16 protein-coding genes and 4 pseudogenes are annotated in these 16,506 nt (G+C 49.2%); 12 read left to right on the plus strand and 8 right to left on the minus strand.

The genetic code is table 11. The features are described 5' to 3' along the window. Positions 1-23: 23 nt before the first annotated feature. Positions 24-398, minus strand: a complete 375-nt coding sequence (locus tag UTM25_RS15365; RefSeq protein ID WP_023335059.1) for an inner membrane protein YbjM — start codon at positions 396-398, stop codon at positions 24-26. A 273-nt stretch (positions 399-671) separates the two neighbouring features. Between UTM25_RS15365 and UTM25_RS15370 the strand changes: the two genes are divergently transcribed. Then, entirely contained in the window at positions 672-2,357 is a 1,686-nt protein-coding gene (locus UTM25_RS15370) for an aspartate:alanine antiporter (RefSeq protein ID WP_023335058.1), read from the plus strand. Positions 2,358-2,724: 367 nt separating this feature from the next. Here UTM25_RS15370 and UTM25_RS15375 read toward each other — a convergent pair. Continuing rightward, positions 2,725-2,862 (minus strand): annotated as a pseudogene (locus UTM25_RS15375) (hypothetical protein); the annotation flags it as partial. Positions 2,863-2,864: 2 nt separating this feature from the next. Beyond that, positions 2,865-2,978: pseudogene (locus UTM25_RS15380) on the minus strand (hypothetical protein); the annotation flags it as partial. Here UTM25_RS15380 and UTM25_RS15385 point away from each other — a divergent pair. Next, positions 2,929-3,134, plus strand: a pseudogene (locus UTM25_RS15385) (Presumed portal vertex protein); the annotation flags it as partial. The pseudogenes UTM25_RS15380 and UTM25_RS15385 sit on opposite strands and share 50 nt — an antisense overlap. 158 nt (positions 3,135-3,292) lie before the next feature. Here the strand turns inward: UTM25_RS15385 and UTM25_RS15390 are convergent. The 4 genes and pseudogenes from UTM25_RS15390 to UTM25_RS15405 form a co-directional block, all read right to left on the minus strand. Next, the gene (locus UTM25_RS15390) at positions 3,293-3,814 is read right to left on the minus strand and encodes a hypothetical protein (protein ID WP_194399929.1); all 522 of its coding nucleotides are present in this window, start codon (positions 3,812-3,814) and stop codon (positions 3,293-3,295) included. 2 nt (positions 3,815-3,816) lie between these two features. Next, complete coding sequence (locus UTM25_RS15395) at positions 3,817-5,277, minus strand: hypothetical protein (protein ID WP_194399928.1); 1,461 nt, start codon at positions 5,275-5,277, stop codon at positions 3,817-3,819. A 460-nt stretch (positions 5,278-5,737) separates the two neighbouring features. Next, positions 5,738-6,130 (minus strand): annotated as a pseudogene (locus tag UTM25_RS15400) (phage regulatory CII family protein); the annotation flags it as partial. Positions 6,131-6,162: 32 nt separating this feature from the next. Next, the gene (locus UTM25_RS15405; RefSeq protein ID WP_012016743.1) at positions 6,163-6,384 is read right to left on the minus strand and encodes a hypothetical protein; all 222 of its coding nucleotides are present in this window, start codon (positions 6,382-6,384) and stop codon (positions 6,163-6,165) included. A 95-nt stretch (positions 6,385-6,479) separates the two neighbouring features. Here UTM25_RS15405 and UTM25_RS15410 point away from each other — a divergent pair, with 95 nt between their 5' ends. The 8 genes from UTM25_RS15410 to UTM25_RS15445 all read left to right on the plus strand — a co-directional run bounded on the left by UTM25_RS15410 (position 6,480) and on the right by UTM25_RS15445 (position 13,853). Then, on the plus strand, positions 6,480-7,070 hold the full coding sequence (locus UTM25_RS15410) for a phage repressor protein CI (RefSeq protein ID WP_194399927.1): 591 nt from the start codon (positions 6,480-6,482) through the stop codon (positions 7,068-7,070). Positions 7,071-7,096: 26 nt separating this feature from the next. Next, positions 7,097-9,085 (plus strand): AAA family ATPase, encoded by a 1,989-nt coding sequence (locus tag UTM25_RS15415; protein ID WP_194399926.1) that lies wholly within the window; start codon positions 7,097-7,099, stop codon positions 9,083-9,085. Positions 9,086-9,167: 82 nt separating this feature from the next. Continuing rightward, positions 9,168-10,184 (plus strand): tyrosine-type recombinase/integrase, encoded by a 1,017-nt coding sequence (locus UTM25_RS15420; protein WP_194399925.1) that lies wholly within the window; start codon positions 9,168-9,170, stop codon positions 10,182-10,184. A gap of 105 nt (positions 10,185-10,289) precedes the next feature. Beyond that, the gene (locus tag UTM25_RS15425; RefSeq protein WP_320715009.1) at positions 10,290-10,622 is read left to right on the plus strand and encodes a hypothetical protein; all 333 of its coding nucleotides are present in this window, start codon (positions 10,290-10,292) and stop codon (positions 10,620-10,622) included. Between the two features lie 247 nt (positions 10,623-10,869). Beyond that, entirely contained in the window at positions 10,870-11,190 is a 321-nt protein-coding gene (locus tag UTM25_RS15430) for a metalloregulator ArsR/SmtB family transcription factor (protein ID WP_194399923.1), read from the plus strand. 40 nt (positions 11,191-11,230) lie between these two features. Further along, the gene (locus UTM25_RS15435) at positions 11,231-12,520 is read left to right on the plus strand and encodes an arsenic transporter (protein WP_194399922.1); all 1,290 of its coding nucleotides are present in this window, start codon (positions 11,231-11,233) and stop codon (positions 12,518-12,520) included. 12 nt (positions 12,521-12,532) lie between these two features. After that, the gene (gene arsC / locus UTM25_RS15440; protein ID WP_194399921.1) at positions 12,533-12,964 is read left to right on the plus strand and encodes a glutaredoxin-dependent arsenate reductase; all 432 of its coding nucleotides are present in this window, start codon (positions 12,533-12,535) and stop codon (positions 12,962-12,964) included. Between the two features lie 118 nt (positions 12,965-13,082). Continuing rightward, entirely contained in the window at positions 13,083-13,853 is a 771-nt protein-coding gene (locus tag UTM25_RS15445) for an SDR family NAD(P)-dependent oxidoreductase (RefSeq protein WP_194399920.1), read from the plus strand. Here UTM25_RS15445 and UTM25_RS15450 read toward each other — a convergent pair. Next, positions 13,850-14,401 carry a TetR/AcrR family transcriptional regulator gene (locus tag UTM25_RS15450; protein WP_194399919.1) on the minus strand — a complete coding sequence of 184 codons (552 nt, stop codon included), beginning with the start codon at positions 14,399-14,401 and terminating at the stop codon, positions 13,850-13,852. The two genes, UTM25_RS15445 and UTM25_RS15450, sit on opposite strands and share 4 nt — an antisense overlap. An 81-nt stretch (positions 14,402-14,482) precedes the next feature. Between UTM25_RS15450 and UTM25_RS15455 the strand changes: the two genes are divergently transcribed. Together UTM25_RS15455 and UTM25_RS15460 are read left to right on the plus strand one after the other, a co-directional pair. Then, positions 14,483-15,697, plus strand: a complete 1,215-nt coding sequence (locus UTM25_RS15455; protein ID WP_023310922.1) for an MFS transporter — start codon at positions 14,483-14,485, stop codon at positions 15,695-15,697. Continuing rightward, complete coding sequence (locus UTM25_RS15460; RefSeq protein WP_058842146.1) at positions 15,687-16,499, plus strand: Cof-type HAD-IIB family hydrolase; 813 nt, start codon at positions 15,687-15,689, stop codon at positions 16,497-16,499. The genes UTM25_RS15455 and UTM25_RS15460 overlap by 11 nt, the downstream gene beginning before the upstream one ends. Positions 16,500-16,506 lie beyond the last annotated feature (7 nt).

The raw sequence follows: 16,506 nt of genomic DNA on the forward strand, positions 1-16,506 counted from the left end.
ACGCCCTCACCCTGAGGGCGTTTTTATTTGGGGTGCCGTCGGTGTAGAAGCAGGCTGCGCACAAATAAGTAGCAGAGCGCGCCAAGAGCGCACCAGAATACGGCGCTCATCAACCACGCCAGCTCCTGCCAGAAACTTCTCGTCGACACATACAGCAAGCGCATCAGCAGCAGACACAGCGGCGCAGCCAGTATGGCACCCAGCAGCGGTTTTGCCACCTCCCCTTTACGGGAGAGAAAACTGGCTGCGGCACCCGGTAGCGTAAAAAAGAGCAGCCCCAACTCCGGATGACCGGACGCCCTGAATGCCCCTTTCACATTAAAAGCGAGCGACATGCACACGACGGTGAACAGCAAAAAGCAGCTGATCACCCCTGCCCAGTTTCGTTTAATGTTCAAACTATCCTCCTGACTTATCTCTATCAAATATACCTTCGTCGGGTAGACGCCCAGTCAGATAAAGCAGTGCGGCAATCCTTGCCAAAGTACGCACAGGGTGATGCGATAATCAGTAGCTGTCAGTAGCTAATGCGATTAAACTACACGCCAGCTAATGTTTTAGGGAATAAAGCAGGAAACAGGGAGCGTTAACGCCTTTCCCTGACCCAGAAAACAGTAGCCCAAAAAGTCCTTTCATTCAACAACTTACTGGTAAACAAGAAGTTAGCCTCCGTGAATATAAACGTCGCAGACTTGTTAAATGGGAATTACATCCTGTTATTATTTGTGGTACTGGCGCTGGGCCTTTGCCTGGGTAAATTGCGCCTGGGTTCGGTTCAACTTGGTAATTCCATTGGCGTTTTAGTCGTCTCCTTATTATTAGGCCAGCAGCACTTCAGCATTAACACGGACGCGCTCAACTTAGGTTTTATGCTGTTTATTTTTTGTGTTGGCGTGGAAGCAGGGCCGAACTTTTTTTCAATTTTCTTCCGCGACGGCAAAAATTATCTGATGCTGGCGCTGGTGATGGTCGGCAGCGCGCTGCTGATCGCGTTAGGGCTGGGTAAACTGTTTGGCTGGGATATCGGGTTAACGGCCGGTATGCTGGCAGGCTCCATGACCTCCACCCCCGTGCTGGTGGGTGCCGGCGATACCCTGCGCCATTCCGGCATGGCCGGCACGCAGCTCTCTACCGCCCTCGACCACCTGAGCCTGGGCTACGCCCTGACCTATCTGATTGGTCTGGTGAGCCTGATCGTTGGCGCACGCTACCTGCCAAAACTGCAGCACCAGGATCTGCAGACCAGCGCACAGCAAATCGCGCGCGAGCGCGGTCTCGATACCGATTCCAAACGTAAAGTCTATCTCCCGGTGATCCGCGCCTATCGCGTCGGGCCAGAACTGGTGGCATGGGCTGACGGCAAAAACCTGCGCGAGCTGGGGATTTACCGCCAGACGGGCTGCTACATCGAACGCATCCGCCGCAACGGCATTCTGGCGAACCCGGACGGCGACGCGGTACTGCAGATGGGCGACGACATCGCGCTGGTGGGTTACCCGGACGCCCACGCCCGTCTCGACCCGAGCTTCCGTAACGGCAAAGAGGTGTTCGACCGCGACCTGCTCGACATGCGTATCGTTACCGAAGAGATCGTGGTGAAAAACCATAACGCCGTAGGCCGCCGACTGGCCCAGCTGAAGCTGACCGACCACGGCTGCTTCCTCAACCGCGTGATCCGCAGCCAGATTGAGATGCCTATCGACGACAACGTCGTGCTCAACAAAGGCGACGTACTGCAAGTTAGCGGCGACGCGCGACGCGTGAAAACCGTTGCCGACCGCATCGGCTTTATCTCCATTCACAGCCAGGTCACCGACCTGCTGGCCTTCTGCGCCTTCTTTATCGTTGGCCTGATGATCGGGATGATCACCTTCCAGTTCAGCAACTTTAGCTTCGGCATCGGTAACGCCGCCGGGCTGCTCTTCGCCGGGATCATGCTGGGCTTCCTGCGAGCCAACCACCCGACCTTCGGCTACATTCCGCAGGGCGCACTGAACATGGTGAAAGAGTTCGGTCTGATGGTCTTTATGGCGGGCGTCGGCTTGAGCGCGGGTAGCGGCATTGGCCACAGCCTGGGCGCCGTCGGCTGGCAGATGTTGGTTTCCGGACTTATCGTCAGCCTGGTGCCGGTCGTTATCTGCTTCCTGTTCGGCGCCTACGTGCTGCGCATGAACCGCGCCCTGCTCTTTGGGGCAATGATGGGCGCGCGTACCTGTGCGCCTGCTATGGAAATCATCAGCGATACCGCGCGCAGCAACATCCCGGCGCTGGGCTATGCGGGCACGTATGCTATCGCTAACGTGCTGCTGACGCTGGCGGGTACGCTGATTATCATCATCTGGCCGGGACTCGGATAACTCCTAAGAATGCGCGTGGCGGAAAATATTTTCGTTACGCGCAGAACTTTTTTATCAGGGGGCAGTCATAACTAGTGCCACTGCTTTTCTTTGATGTCCCCAATTTGTGGAGCCCATCAACCCCGCCGTTTTGGTTCAAGGTTGATGGGTTTTTTGTTGCCTGAAATAAACTGCTTTCAGGCCGTTGCTCTGGACTGGCTGTTACATCACGAACGGAGCTTACCATTGCCGCCAGTTTCACCAGTTCAATAGTACGATTGATTATCGGAAGATTTGCCGGACCGTTCATATTATCAGGCGGCAGAACTATCCCGCGTTCAGGACGTTGTTTAGGGCTGGCCGGTTCCGTCCGGGAAGGATTGAGTGTTGCCGCCACCCTTGCCAGATCAGCAGTCCGTTTCCTGCCGGTGACATTGGCAGGCCCATTAACAACCTCAGGGCCATTCTCGCCCACAACGCCGGACTGGCCGCGCGGAATGGTACCGCCGCTGTCGTACATGCAAGCAGAACCGCCTGCGTGTCGTGCCCTGGCACGCCAATAATACGCGGCTTAACACCAAGCCGTGACTGCGCAGGCAAGGATGAGTTTCTGAACATCAAGAACGTGAGCCGAGATGACATGATGGCAGCACACCGTGTTCCGCCACAGATGATGGGGATCATGCCGAGTAATGTTGGTGGGTTTGGGGATATGGAAAAAGCCAGCCGTGACTTTGTCCGCAACGAACTAAATCCACTACAAATAGGTTTGAGCAGTTGAACAAATGGGTTGTTTAGATTTTAATTCGTTTCGAGAAATATGTAATGGATGATTAGATTTAATATTAATCACATTGCATTATGCATCTCAAAATAGAACATTTAATACCTAAGCGTAACTGGTCAAGGATGACTTTCCTTGCTATAGCGGTCAGACCAAAAATTTAAACTCCAAATCATTTCTCAAGTGAGTCATTTAATGGCGGGCTCGAATCCAAGAATGTTTGGCATATAGGAGCAAGATCACTATCTGAATGTACTATTCCTTTCGAAGTTGCATTCAACATTTTTTTGATATAGACGACACATCTTGTATTACGTTCTAATGAATCCCCACCTCCTGTTTGACCAATACACGCAAGAGAGGGCCATATTGAACGTATTTCTCTGTGCTTCCAAGAAAATGTCCTTATCACTATTCGCCTAGAATCAATTATTGTAAAGTCATTTTCATTCCCAACAATATTAAAAATCACTCTCGATAGTTTTCCAGAGTAAGAAGGCCAAGCACTCTTCGCTTTAGCAACAGCCCCTAATTCCACGTCATAAAAACAAATAGGATACTCTACCGCTCTTTTATACGATACAGGTGATTTTTTTTCACAACCACATTTTTCTTTCGAGCCAACCACATCATCATCCGCGTATAGTTGGAATGTAATTAAAAGGCTTATAAAAAAAATAAATAATCTTTTCATTACTAACTCTTTTTAATAGATGAAAGGATTGTGAATGATCCTTTATTACGCCATAATTCAATAAGTTCAAGACCTAGAGTAGATTGGTCTAGCAATTTCATTTCGAATGCAATTTTATTAAGATCAATGTCGATAATGGGAGATACCCTCAATGCAATTAAGCGACAAACATCGTTGCCATCAAAGAATGTTACTGAGTTTTCAGTTGTATCGACGATATGATCATACGAATTTCCTGATGTCCCCCCACTGACAGAACCGAAATCGACTCCAAACGCCCCATATCCTCCACCGCCGCTATAGTTATATGAGGACCATATAGCAGTATCTTCAACTTTCTTGAACTTGTATTTAACCTTCAAACCTCTGACTATAATCATTGAGGATATACAAAGCGCAAGCCTATACGAATATGAAGGATTTTTCTTTAATGCTTCAACTACATATTTATTATTCAAAATAGTGGAACTGAACCAATCTCTTCTACCTACCCAATACTCGCCCATAAAATCACAAGAAATTGAGATACTCTCTAAATTCTGCAATGACTGGCGAAAATGGTGCTCCTCTGATGCATTTGCATTAGCGTGCCACAATCCCCAACCTCCACTTGCGTTACCATGCCATTCTGAATCATGATTGTGTGTTTCTTTAACATCGTGCTTAAAGGTTTCACCTCTTACACCTTTCATGTCAAGTATTTTTGTTAGTGTCCCGCTAGGTAATAATCCCAACTCAGTTTCAAAAGCAAAAATTCCAGAATCCGCCGCCGCACCGATTGTTATAGGATCTAAGCCATATTTCGTTTCTATATTTATGTCTGTAGGTAAAGCTTGTTGGTTATCCTCCGCAATAGTTCGTTCATAAACCTCAGCCAATTCACGCCCAGGAATATCATTCTTAAATACCGAGAGCCATATTGCTTTCTTTTTAGCTTGCGCAGTAATTATTTTCTGCCTTTGATCTTTAATTAGCGATATGTAGGGTTGATAATATTTCGCTCGCTCCAATTCATACGAAGGTGTACCTGGCTGTAGACCTGCTTGTTTAGCATATTCTTGCCAATTGCGATTAGACTCCTGTCGAATACTTTTAATTTCCTCAACTGCTTCCGTAATATTCCCAGAGAAATAATCAATATCCTGCTGTTGTTTAGATGTTAGAGTAGCTTTAGCATAAAGTTCTGAGGCAGCAATATCAATTATCTGCCTATAAACTCTAGAATATCTATCATTTGTATTACCAGCTCCAAAATCTTCCGGCGACACGCTAACCGTACGGTCTGCAAATTGTCTAAAAACATAATTAGTATATAGAGGAGCATCTTTTATGATGTCATGAGTTACGATCGTACTTAGTAATGCTATTTTGTCATTTCCCTTTGGACCAAGCATTTGGATTAACCAGCTATAGTAAAGATCCATAACATTTTTCATTGTGGACTCAGTTGCTGTAACATCCATAACCCCTCCGATGTACAAAAATAATAATGAACTCTTGCCTAAATATAATCACAATACTCCTACAATAAATCACCCATATTTATCATTAAAAAAACACTGATAATATATTTGGTTTAGTCAAATTAGTTCGCCTGCTAGAATGTAAGCCCCTATTTTTTATAATACAAAATCCCCCTCAATAAAATCTATGTTTTCATCTAGTTTTAAGTGTTTCCGCGCGCTCATATCCCCGCCACGCCTGACCGCTTTGTGTAGTGGTTTTCAAGTAGGTTCATGACGGGACGGAAAGCGCGCCAGTTCTAGCGGCCCCACCCGTTGCAATCTTATTTGGATCATGCGAATCCATGCACCATAGACATGCGCAGCACCGTCATGCCGCTGAATACCGTACGGGAGGGAGTTTCCCACGGTGCAAAATCACTAATGCGTACTTTCATACTGCCTTACTCCGTATTCATTTAACTGAGTTGACGCTTTCAACAACCTGACGGTGGGTAATAGCATTCAGCTGAACACCCGAAACAACGCTGGCAGCTACACGTCCGATCTTGGCGATGACTTTCATGACGTACTGAGGCATTTTCACCCGTGCGACTTCATTGGTTGGCACACACGGCAGGCAATGGATCTGCGCCAGAAAACCATCAACCAGCGTTGAGTCTTCGGTGAGATCGGTCAGCAACCAAATATCTGGCGCTGTGAGCTGGTGAGGTTGCTCCGGATTGAGCTTATTACGCAGGGTTTGAACGTTCATGCCTGCACGTTCAGCCAGCTTCGCCATATTGTGGCGCAGCGCGAAAGCACGGCAGGCCTCATTGAAATGGGGATGTTTTGATATGCGATAGTCAAACATAGTCAGTTGCTCCGTGAAGTCTCAAAATGGAACTAATTGATAGTCACGTTGCAATCTGAGAGTGCATCAACGGTTAAAGCAACGATGTTAATCATTACCTTTTCACGCTTCTTATCTTTGCGCAGGCGGTGACGAGGCAACCGACCATCTGCAAGCATGTCGTTGATGGTGTCAACAGGCAGCCCAGTTAGCTCGCTATAACGCTCAATTGTGACGTGTGGCGTATTCAGAGTGATTGAAATATTAGGGGTCATGATGCAACATCTCCTATTGGCTTGTGGTGAGCCGTTTGTAATCGTGACAAGTACCCAATTGGGAACGAAGAAGATACTAGGATTGCATTAGAGATATGTCAACATCAAAGTACCCAAGTGAGATCAAAATAAATCCCAATCAGGGTGGCAAAGCTGCTATCGAGCGTTTAGTCGAAGCTTACGGATTTACGACAAGACAAGCCTTAGCTGACCATCTTGGTGTTTCGAAAAGCACGTTAGCTAATCGATATATGAGAGATACCTTTCCAGCTGACTGGATAATCCAGTGTGCATTAGATACTGGAGTATCCCTTCGTTGGCTGTCGACTGCTGAAGGTCCGATGCGGGTAGATGCAAAAGCTCAAATCATAAGCCTTGTTAAACAGAAAATAAGTGGTGGGAAACTTTTTGAGACCGGGTATCTTTTATTCGATTTAACGTTATTGCCAAAAGATCTTGAAGGTATTTCAGCTATTGAAACAGAGGATGCAACATATCTGGTAAAAAGTAATTTAAATGAAGTAAATGATGGCTTATGGCTAATTTCTATTGATGGCATTCATTCTATACGCAAACTAGTAAGATTACCCAACAATTGCGTAATGCTTGAATCAAAGTCAAGTAAAATAGAATGTAATATCAATGATATCAGTATCATTGCTAAGGTGATCATGACCTGCAAATAATCAACTATTTTTAATGGACGAAAAAAATGATTGTTGGTGTGATTTTAAGAAACTTTAAAAATTTTAGAAATCAACATTACATTCCATTAACCATCAATGGAAATTCTTCATGGCTAATTGGTGAAAATGGAGTAGGTAAAAGTTCTACTCTCCAAGCCATTGATACCGTACTGAATAGAGCCGATATCAATAGATTGGACATTAACAATGATGCTCGTAGTCAAGGGTTTGATACTAGAGAGCCTTTCATTGTTCCAGTTTTTCTTATCCGAAAAGAAAGGGTTAAAGGTAACACTTCAAATTTCAAAACATTAGAAGCTATTAGTGATATAACATGGCAAGTAGAAATTGAGGACTTTCACTCCTCGCAAAGAGCATTAGCAGAAAAATTTATTAATCATAGAACCTATCTTGAATCTCAATATCAAGATCGCGATTATTTTCTGGTGCCCATTGGAATTATAAAAAAAACCGCAGGTGATGCTCCCGTTCCATTCATGTCAATTTTTGAATCAATTGATGATTATAAAAATGAAATTGATGATTTAATACCTGAATCAACTGCATCAAACTCTGCGCAACGAAAGAATTTCTTTCAAACCACTCTATATAAATTACTGGAGTACGTGAGAGAGACTTATAATTATATTTACTTACCAGCAGAAATAACCACATCCGAATATTCTAAAATTGAGAGTGAACTGTTACAATCTCTTCTTGGTGAGAATCTTCAGCAGAGAATCAGTAAAATAATCAAGAAGAAAGACATTACTGAAATAAATCAATATCTAAATGAATTCGTTGAACAATTATCTGAAAAACTAAGTGGGAAATATCATTTCAAAAGACCGACCCAGCGACAAAACTCTTTTACTCAGCGCCATATGATTGCAAAAATAATCGAGTCGTATTTTAGTGATAAAATTCTACATTACATAGATAGTATAAATAGAGATACACCTGTCCACAATCTTAGCTCTGGTGAAAAAAGAAAAGCTCTTCTCGATTTATCTATGGGGTTCTTGAAAGGAAACCCAAAAAAAAACCAGCAATCAACCATCCTAGCCGTAGACGAACCAGAATTATCTTTACATGCGACATCTTGCTTCAAGCAGTTCGAGAAAATTAGAGAGATAAGCGAGTTAGGCATACAGACGATTTGCACTACCCACTGGTATGGTTTTCTTCCAGCTGCTATGAGTGGCAGTGCAACTTATGTATCCCCGAATCAAACATTTATCAAGTGCATAAATCTTGAATACTATAGAGATGAATTATCTGCACTTGTAAAAGAATCTCGTGGTTCATACCTAGATACTTTAGAAGTAAAAAGTAACCATGATTTGGTGCAATCTATAATAACATCAATAACTTCTTCCAATAATTATAATTGGATACTATGTGAGGGGCGAACTGATAAAAAATACATTGAATCTCATTTGGAATTTGAAGAGCTAGATGAAAAAAACATAGTAATTTTGAGTGTCGGTGGCTCATTTGCATTGAAGGATATTTATTCATATCTAGTTTTAGCGCTAAAAGACAGAAGACCGGCCATTAAAGGCAAAGTATTTTGTTTATTAGATACTGACTTAGCGTATGATAAATTTGAGTCTGTAGATAACATCCCGCAAATAAAAATAAGACGTTTACTATTACGTGAAAATTTAAGTGATGTCGATTTACTAAAAACAACTGATAATAGGGTATCTCCGCCAACTGAGATTGAAGATGCTTTAGATGGACTATTTTTCTATGAGACAATCTATCGTATCTACATGAATGGAGAGAAAAGATTTTCATTCATAGAAGATGTTGAAACACTTTCCTCAAACGTAGCAGCTGGAATATTAGATCTAACCACCAGTCAAAAACAAACCATTAAAAATTATTTTGATGAACCAGGAAATAAAAATCTCTTTTGTGACCAATACATAGATGTAATCTATGAGAGTGATGAGGTGCATACTCCAACATGGCTATGCGACATAATCGATTTTTTTGATGAAGAATGAATGTATTTCTGACAAAAATCATACATTGACCACTGTTCAAATATACAGTTAAATTTAGCCCTCAGACATGAGGGCTTTTTTTATGGCAGTACGAAAACTCGACACAGGAAAATGGATTTGTGAATGCTACCCCGCCGGGCGCAGCGGGCGTCGTGTACGCAAGCAGTTCGCCACCAAAGGCGAAGCATTGTCCTTTGAGCGTCACACGATGGATGAGGCAGAGGCTAAGCCTTGGCTGGGTGAATCGGTAGACCGTCGAACTCTGAAAGACGTGGTTGAACTCTGGTTCAAACTGCATGGCAAATCCCTTACCGCTGGCGAGCATGTTTACGACAAGCTGGTCCTGATGGTCGATGCACTCGGAAACCCTCTTGCTACTGATCTCAGCTCGAAATTATTCGCGCATTATCGTGACAAACGCCTGACGGGTGAAATCTATTTCAGTGAGAAGTGGAAGAAAGGAGCCAGCCCGGTAACTATTAACCTTGAGCAAAGCTATCTGAGCGGGGTCTTTAGCGAGCTGGCCCGACTTGGAGAATGGACAGCACCGAACCCGCTGGAGAACATGCGCAAATTCACCATTGCCGAGAAAGAAATGGCCTGGCTGACGCATGAACAGATCACCGAGCTTCTTTATGACTGCCAGCGCCAAAGCGCCCTGCTCGCTCTGGTGGTTAAAATCTGCCTGAGCACCGGTGCACGCTGGCGCGAAGCAGTGAACCTCACTCGCTCCCAGGTCACAAAGTACCGAATCACGTTCGTCAGGACCAAAGGCAAAAAGAACCGAAGCATTCCGATTAGCAAAGAGCTTTACGAGGAAATCATTGCCCTGGACGGGTTCAGGTTCTTTACGGATTGCTACTTCCAGTTTTTGTCTGTAATGGACAAAACCTCCATCGTGCTTCCTCGCGGCCAGCTTACCCACGTTCTGCGCCATACGTTTGCAGCTCACTTTATGATGTCGGGCGGAAACATTCTTGCACTACAAAAAATTCTAGGGCATCACGATATAAAAATGACTATGCGCTATGCTCACCTGGCCCCCGATCACCTTGAAACAGCTTTGAGATTCAACCCTCTTGCAACACTAGAAATGTGATCTGCTTATGCAAAATAACATCATCTCCGCTACCTGAGCTATATAAGTCAGAGTAAACTCTTGTCAATAAATCAGTTCATTTTATTCAATATTTTAAGGAGTTACATGGCTATCGTTAACGTAAAAAAACATACTGTCAAAAGAGCATTATCAATGGGATTTGAAAAAGTGCTTGATGATCGTGGGTATGATTCAGGGGCGTATTACGTCAAAGATGGCAAAAAGTGGATTTTTGATATTGTTGCGCTTAAGCAAAAACAAGGGGTAACTTCAGATGATGAGTTAAAAAACCTTGGATATGATGTTGATACATATAATTTATTAGAAAATGAACCTAATGAGATGGCTCAACTTTATCAAGACATTGCAGTTGAAGACGGTGAACCAATGTATCTTGAAGGTGGAGTGTATTTGTATCCTGATGGTTCAATCCGTTAGCGTGGCGCAAACCGAGTTGTTCCGATGGCGACAAAGTGGCGGCAGCGGTTGGCATTGCCCCGTAATCACCACTCCTTATCACTGACCTAACTCATTGATTATATTGCAAGTCATTGTTTTCACTAACCCATTTACTTAAATGGGTTTTTTGTTGCCTGAAATTCACCTTCCTCTAATCTTTTCTTCTCTCTTGCCACCAAAACACATATGATTAAACATATATAAAATCACATCTACAGGAACACCCATGCTCCACCCGCTCCAGCTCTTCAAAACCCTCTCCGACGAAACGCGGCTGGCCATCGTCATGCTGCTCCGCGAAGCGGAAGAACTGTGCGTTTGCGATCTCTGCTCCGCGACCGCCGAGTCGCAGCCGAAGGTCTCCCGCCACATGGCCCTGCTGCGCGAGTCCGGGCTGGTTATCGATCGTCGCGAGGGGAAATGGGTCCATTACCGTCTCTCTCCCAACATGCCTGCCTGGGCGGCAGTCGTTATCGACAACAGCTGGAACTGCCTGCGGGAAGAGACGCGCATGAAGCTGAAAAACCGACTCTCAGGCTCGTGCTAGGCAAAATACATTCACAAAAACAGATATAACGGAGTAAGCAATGTTTCTGGCAGGGGCTATTTTTCTGTTTACGCTGGTACTGGTCATCTGGCAGCCCAAAGGGCTCAGTATCGGCTGGAGCGCGACGATTGGCGCCGTACTGGCGCTCGCCAGCGGCGTGATTCATGTTAACGATATTCCGGTCGTGTGGAATATCGTCTGGAACGCCACGGCAACGTTCATCGCCGTCATCATCATCAGCCTGCTGCTTGATGAGTCCGGCTTTTTCGAGTGGGCGGCGCTGCACGTTGCCCGCTGGGGGAACGGTCGAGGGCGATTGCTGTTTACTTATATTGTGCTGCTGGGCGCAGCCGTGGCGGCGCTGTTTGCCAATGACGGTGCGGCGCTGATCCTGACGCCTATCGTTATCGCCATGCTGCTGGCGCTGGGGTTCAGCAAGCAGGCCACACTGGCGTTTGTGATGGCAGCAGGTTTTATCGCCGATACCGCCAGCCTGCCGCTGATTGTGTCTAACCTGGTCAACATTGTGTCGGCAGACTTCTTTAAGCTGGGGTTCAGCGAATACGCTTCGGTAATGATCCCGGTTGATATCGCCGCGATTGCCGCAACGCTGGTGATGCTCCATCTCTTCTTCCGCAAGGAAATTCCCCCGAAATATGACCTGGCAAAACTCCGCGAGCCCGCTCGGGCCATTCACGATCTCCCCACGTTCAGAACGGGCTGGATCGTCCTGCTGCTTCTGCTCGTCGGTTTCTTCGTGCTGGAGCCTCTGGGTATTCCGGTCAGCGCCATTGCGACCGCCGGCGCGCTGATTTTGTTCGCTGTCGCAAAACGCGGACATGCAATAAACACCGGAAAAGTGCTGCGCGGCGCACCGTGGCAGATCGTCATCTTCTCGCTGGGAATGTATCTGGTGGTGTATGGCCTGCGCAATGCCGGGCTGACGGAATATCTCTCAGGCGTACTGAACAGCCTGGCCGGGAACGGATTGTGGGCCGCCACGCTGGGAACCGGGTTCATCACCGCGTTCCTGTCATCCATAATGAACAATATGCCCACGGTGCTGATTGGCGCGCTCTCCATTGACGGCAGCACGGCAACTGGGTTGATCAAGGACGCGATGATTTACGCCAACGTGATTGGCTGCGATCTGGGGCCGAAAATCACGCCTATCGGCAGCCTCGCCACCCTGCTCTGGCTCCACGTGCTGGCGCAGAAAAACATGACGATTACCTGGGGCTACTATTTCCGGACGGGCATCATCATGACGCTGCCGGTCCTGTTTGTGACGCTCGCCGCGCTGGCGCTACGTCTCTCCTTCACACTGTAATGAGCCACTGATATGAGCCACATCACCATTTACCACAACCCCGCCTGCGGCACCTCGCGCAACACGCTGGAGATGATCCGCAACAGCGGCACGGAGCCAGAGATTATCCTCTATCTGGAAACCCCGCCATCGCGCGATAAGCTGACCGCCCTGATTGCCGAGATGGGCATTTCGGTGCGGGACCTGCTGCGTAAAAACGTGGAGCCCTATGAACAGTTCGGCCTTGCTGAAGATAACTTCACCGACGACCAGCTTATTGATTTTATGCTGCAACACCCGATCCTGATTAACCGTCCGATCGTGGTGACGCCGCTGGGCACCCGCCTGTGCCGCCCGTCTGAAGTCGTCCTCGACATCCTGCCGGATGCGCAGAAAGGGGCGTTTACGAAAGAGGATGGCGAAGCCGTCGTGGACGCCAGCGGCAAAAAAATCTCGCCAAAGTAACCCGTTGATAATGACGCAGTAAGGCCTTGCAACCGCATACCCCACCCACCAGCCGGGTTGCATCAGCCGAAACCCGGCACATACTTCTGAGGGTTAATCCTGGTGAGGGTATGCAGGTATGGGCTTTAAGAACAAAACCGCCGTCATCTTCGGCGGCAGCGGCGCCATCGGCAGTTCAGTGGCGCACGCTCTGGCGCGTGAAGGGGCGGATGTATACCTCGCCGCGCGTGACCACGCGAGGCTGGAGCAGGTCGCCAGCCGTATTCGCGCCGCCGGAGGGTCTGCCAGCACGTTTGTTTTCGATGCGCTCGATGATTCCTCGCAGCTACCAGACCTTGCCCGCATTGATGTCGTCGTCAACGCTACGGGCTTTATGCACAATCAGGGCAAACGCCTTGAGGCGTTAACGCTTGATGAGTTCAGGCAGGGTTTTGATCCCTTCCTGGCCGCCTACTTTAACGTTGCGAAAGCCGTGTCGCCCCGTATGAGCGGCGAGCATGGCGGGACCATAATTACCCTCGTCGCGCCCGCTGCGAACATGACGATGGCGGGCCACCTCGGGCATATCGTCGGCTGCGCGGGAACGGAAGCCTTGACCCGGGCGCTTGCGGCTGAGCTGGGGACACAAAATATTCGCGTGCTGTGCGTGCGTTCCCACGCGATAGCCGACGCGGTGCAGGCTGGGTCATATGTGGGAGCCATTTTCGCCGACAAGGCGCAGGCGATGGGAATTACGGTTGAGCAGTTTCTCGGCGGTGCCGCGCAAAGCACCCTGACGCATCGTCTGCCGACGCTGGCACAGGTGGCAGACACGATTACGTTTCTGGCCTCAGATGCGGCAGGCGCTATGACGGGAACCACCGTCAATATGACCGCGGGTGTAACCTAGCAGCCGCCCTCGCCCGCAATTCTCCCTACCATCGCCCGAATCTCCTCCCGGCTTAACGGTGCCCGGTCAGTGACATAGTGCAGCGTCATCCCTTCGATAAACGCGTCCAGCGCGCGGGTAGTAACCGGGTCGAACCACTGCTCCAGCGTGGTCTGGCTCATCTTCATCCAGTCCTGCATCACCGTTTTGAGCGCCGCGCTGCGGTGCATAAAGGCGTAAAGCTGATACATCAGCGCCATGTTGTGCGGCGTGGTCACCTGCGAGCTGTGTATCAGCGTGGTGATGGCTTCGCACGCCATTTCCGGCCCGGTGACGCCCGCAAAGAAATCCCGATACTGCTGCGACATCTGCCGGGTGAACCACGTGAAGGCCTCCTCCAGCAGCGGCTCCATGCCGTCGAAATAGTAGGTCATCGACCCCAGCGGCACGCCCGCGCAGGTGGCGATTTTACGGTGCGTGACGGCGTGAATGCCGTGCTCGGCGATGGTATCGAGCGTTGCCTGCAGGATCTTCTCCCGGCGGTGCGGATCGTTCGGTGGTCTGCTCATAAATTCCTCACGTGGTTTGTGTACAAATGTACACAAACTTGCTAGTGTTGTCGCTATTGTTGTACTTCTGGTGCTACCCCAATGACGCTAACCTCTCCCCGTAAAGCCCTGCAGCGACGCCTGTGGGCGCTGTTTATGTTCTTCTTTATTCCCGGCCTGCTGATGGCCTCCTGGGCCACGCGCACCCCCGCCATTCGCGATATTTTGTCCGTTTCTACCGCAGAGATGGGCATCGTGCTGTTCGGCCTGTCGATAGGCTCCATGAGCGGCATTCTCTGCTCCGCGTGGCTGGTAAAGCGCTTTGGTACACGAGCGGTGATCCGCACCACCATGTGCTTTGCCGTGTTCGGGATGGGAATATTAAGCGTGGCGCTGTGGTTTGCCTCGCCGGTGCTGTTCGCCCTGGGCCTGACGGTATTTGGTGGCAGCTTCGGTTCGGCGGAAGTTGCCATCAACGTTGAAGGGGCGGCGGTCGAACGTGAGATGAATAAAACCGTGCTGCCGATGATGCACGGTTTTTACAGCCTCGGCACGCTGGCCGGTGCGGGCGTGGGGATGGCGCTGACGGCCACCGGCGTGAGCGCGAATCTGCATATCCTGCTGGCGGCGCTGGTGTGCATCATTCCGATTCTGACCGGCATACGGGCCATCCCGGACGGCACCGGTAAAAACTCCGCTGACGAACAGCACTCGGCTGAAAAAGGGCTGCCCTTCTACCGCGACTTCCAGCTGATGCTGATCGGCGTGGTGGTGCTGGCGATGGCGTTCGCGGAAGGTTCCGCCAACGACTGGCTGCCGCTGCTGATGGTGGACGGTCACGGCTTTAGCCCGACCTCCGGCTCGCTGATTTACGCCGGGTTTACGCTGGGGATGACCGTGGGTCGCTTCACCGGCGGCTGGTTTATCGACCGCTACAGCCGCGTGGCGGTGGTACGCGCCAGCGCCCTGCTGGGCGGCCTGGGTATAGCGATGATCATCTTTGTCGACGTGGACTGGATTGCCGGGGTCTCGGTGATCCTCTGGGGACTGGGCGCGTCGCTCGGCTTCCCGCTGACCATTTCAGCCGCCAGCGATACCGGCCCGGATGCCCCGACGCGCGTCAGCGTGGTGGCGACCACGGGCTATCTCGCCTTCCTGGTCGGGCCGCCGCTGCTCGGCTTCCTCGGCGAGCACTACGGGCTGCGCAGCGCCATGCTGGTGGTGTTAGGGTTAGTCATTATCGCGGCGCTGGTGGCGCGCGCGGTGGCAAAGCCGGAAACAAATCAAACGACACTGGAGAAGGGATATGAGCGTTAAACTGATCGCCGTCGACATGGATGGTACTTTTCTGAGCGATGCCAAGACCTATAACCGCCCGCGCTTTCTGGCGCAGTATGCCCGCATGAAGGCGCAAGGCATTCGGTTTGTGGTCGCCAGCGGCAACCAGTACTACCAGCTGATCTCCTTTTTCCCGGAGATTGCGCATGAAATTGCCTTCGTCGCCGAAAACGGCGGCTGGGTCGTGAGCGAAGGTGAAGACGTCTTTAACGGCGAACTGTCGAAAGCCCATTTCGAGACCGTCGCGAACGTGCTAAACGAGGTTCCGGGCATTGAGATTATCGCCTGCGGGAAAAGCAGCGCGTACACGCTGAAATGCTATGACGAGGGCTTTAAGGATATCGCGGCGAAGTATTACCACCGCCTCGAAATGGTCAGCGATTTCGACAACCTGAACGATATTTTCTTCAAGTTCGGGCTTAACGTTTCTGACGATGAAATTCCCCGGATTCAGGCGCTGCTGCATGAAAAGCTGAGCGACATCATGGTGCCCGTCACGACCGGCCACGGCAGTATCGATCTGATCATCCCCGGCGTGCATAAAGCCAACGGCCTGCGGATCCTGCAAAAGCGCTGGGGCATTGACGACAGCGAAGTGGTGGCTTTCGGCGACAGCGGCAACGACGTGGAGATGCTGCGTCAGTCCGGGTTCAGCTTTGCGATGGCGAATGCCAGACCGCATATTAAAGCGGCCGCGCGTTTTGAAGCGCCGCACAATAACGATGAAGGCGTTTTAAACGTGATTGAGAAGGTGTTGAACGGGGAGGCACCGTTTAATTGACCGGTGC

This window comes from Enterobacter sp. 61D5, assembly GCF_034107965.1.
Lineage (GTDB): Bacteria > Pseudomonadota > Gammaproteobacteria > Enterobacterales > Enterobacteriaceae > Enterobacter > Enterobacter cloacae_M.

What these genes read in the sequence shown, in the direction of transcription:
- UTM25_RS15390 (WP_194399929.1), bottom strand. Translation starts at nt 3,814, where the DNA reads ATGAAAAGATTATTTATTTTTTTTATAAGCCTTTTAATTACATTCCAA.
- UTM25_RS15395 (WP_194399928.1), bottom strand. Translation starts at nt 5,277, where the DNA reads ATGGATGTTACAGCAACTGAGTCCACAATGAAAAATGTTATGGATCTT.
- UTM25_RS15405 (WP_012016743.1), bottom strand. Translation starts at nt 6,384, where the DNA reads ATGACCCCTAATATTTCAATCACTCTGAATACGCCACACGTCACAATT.
- UTM25_RS15410 (WP_194399927.1), top strand. Translation starts at nt 6,480, where the DNA reads ATGTCAACATCAAAGTACCCAAGTGAGATCAAAATAAATCCCAATCAG.
- UTM25_RS15415 (WP_194399926.1), top strand. Translation starts at nt 7,097, where the DNA reads ATGATTGTTGGTGTGATTTTAAGAAACTTTAAAAATTTTAGAAATCAA.
- UTM25_RS15420 (WP_194399925.1), top strand. Translation starts at nt 9,168, where the DNA reads ATGGCAGTACGAAAACTCGACACAGGAAAATGGATTTGTGAATGCTAC.
- UTM25_RS15425 (WP_320715009.1), top strand. Translation starts at nt 10,290, where the DNA reads ATGGCTATCGTTAACGTAAAAAAACATACTGTCAAAAGAGCATTATCA.
- UTM25_RS15430 (WP_194399923.1), top strand. Translation starts at nt 10,870, where the DNA reads ATGCTCCACCCGCTCCAGCTCTTCAAAACCCTCTCCGACGAAACGCGG.
- UTM25_RS15435 (WP_194399922.1), top strand. Translation starts at nt 11,231, where the DNA reads ATGTTTCTGGCAGGGGCTATTTTTCTGTTTACGCTGGTACTGGTCATC.
- arsC (WP_194399921.1), top strand. Translation starts at nt 12,533, where the DNA reads ATGAGCCACATCACCATTTACCACAACCCCGCCTGCGGCACCTCGCGC.
- UTM25_RS15445 (WP_194399920.1), top strand. Translation starts at nt 13,083, where the DNA reads ATGGGCTTTAAGAACAAAACCGCCGTCATCTTCGGCGGCAGCGGCGCC.
- UTM25_RS15450 (WP_194399919.1), bottom strand. Translation starts at nt 14,401, where the DNA reads ATGAGCAGACCACCGAACGATCCGCACCGCCGGGAGAAGATCCTGCAG.
- UTM25_RS15455 (WP_023310922.1), top strand. Translation starts at nt 14,483, where the DNA reads ATGACGCTAACCTCTCCCCGTAAAGCCCTGCAGCGACGCCTGTGGGCG.
- UTM25_RS15460 (WP_058842146.1), top strand. Translation starts at nt 15,687, where the DNA reads ATGAGCGTTAAACTGATCGCCGTCGACATGGATGGTACTTTTCTGAGC.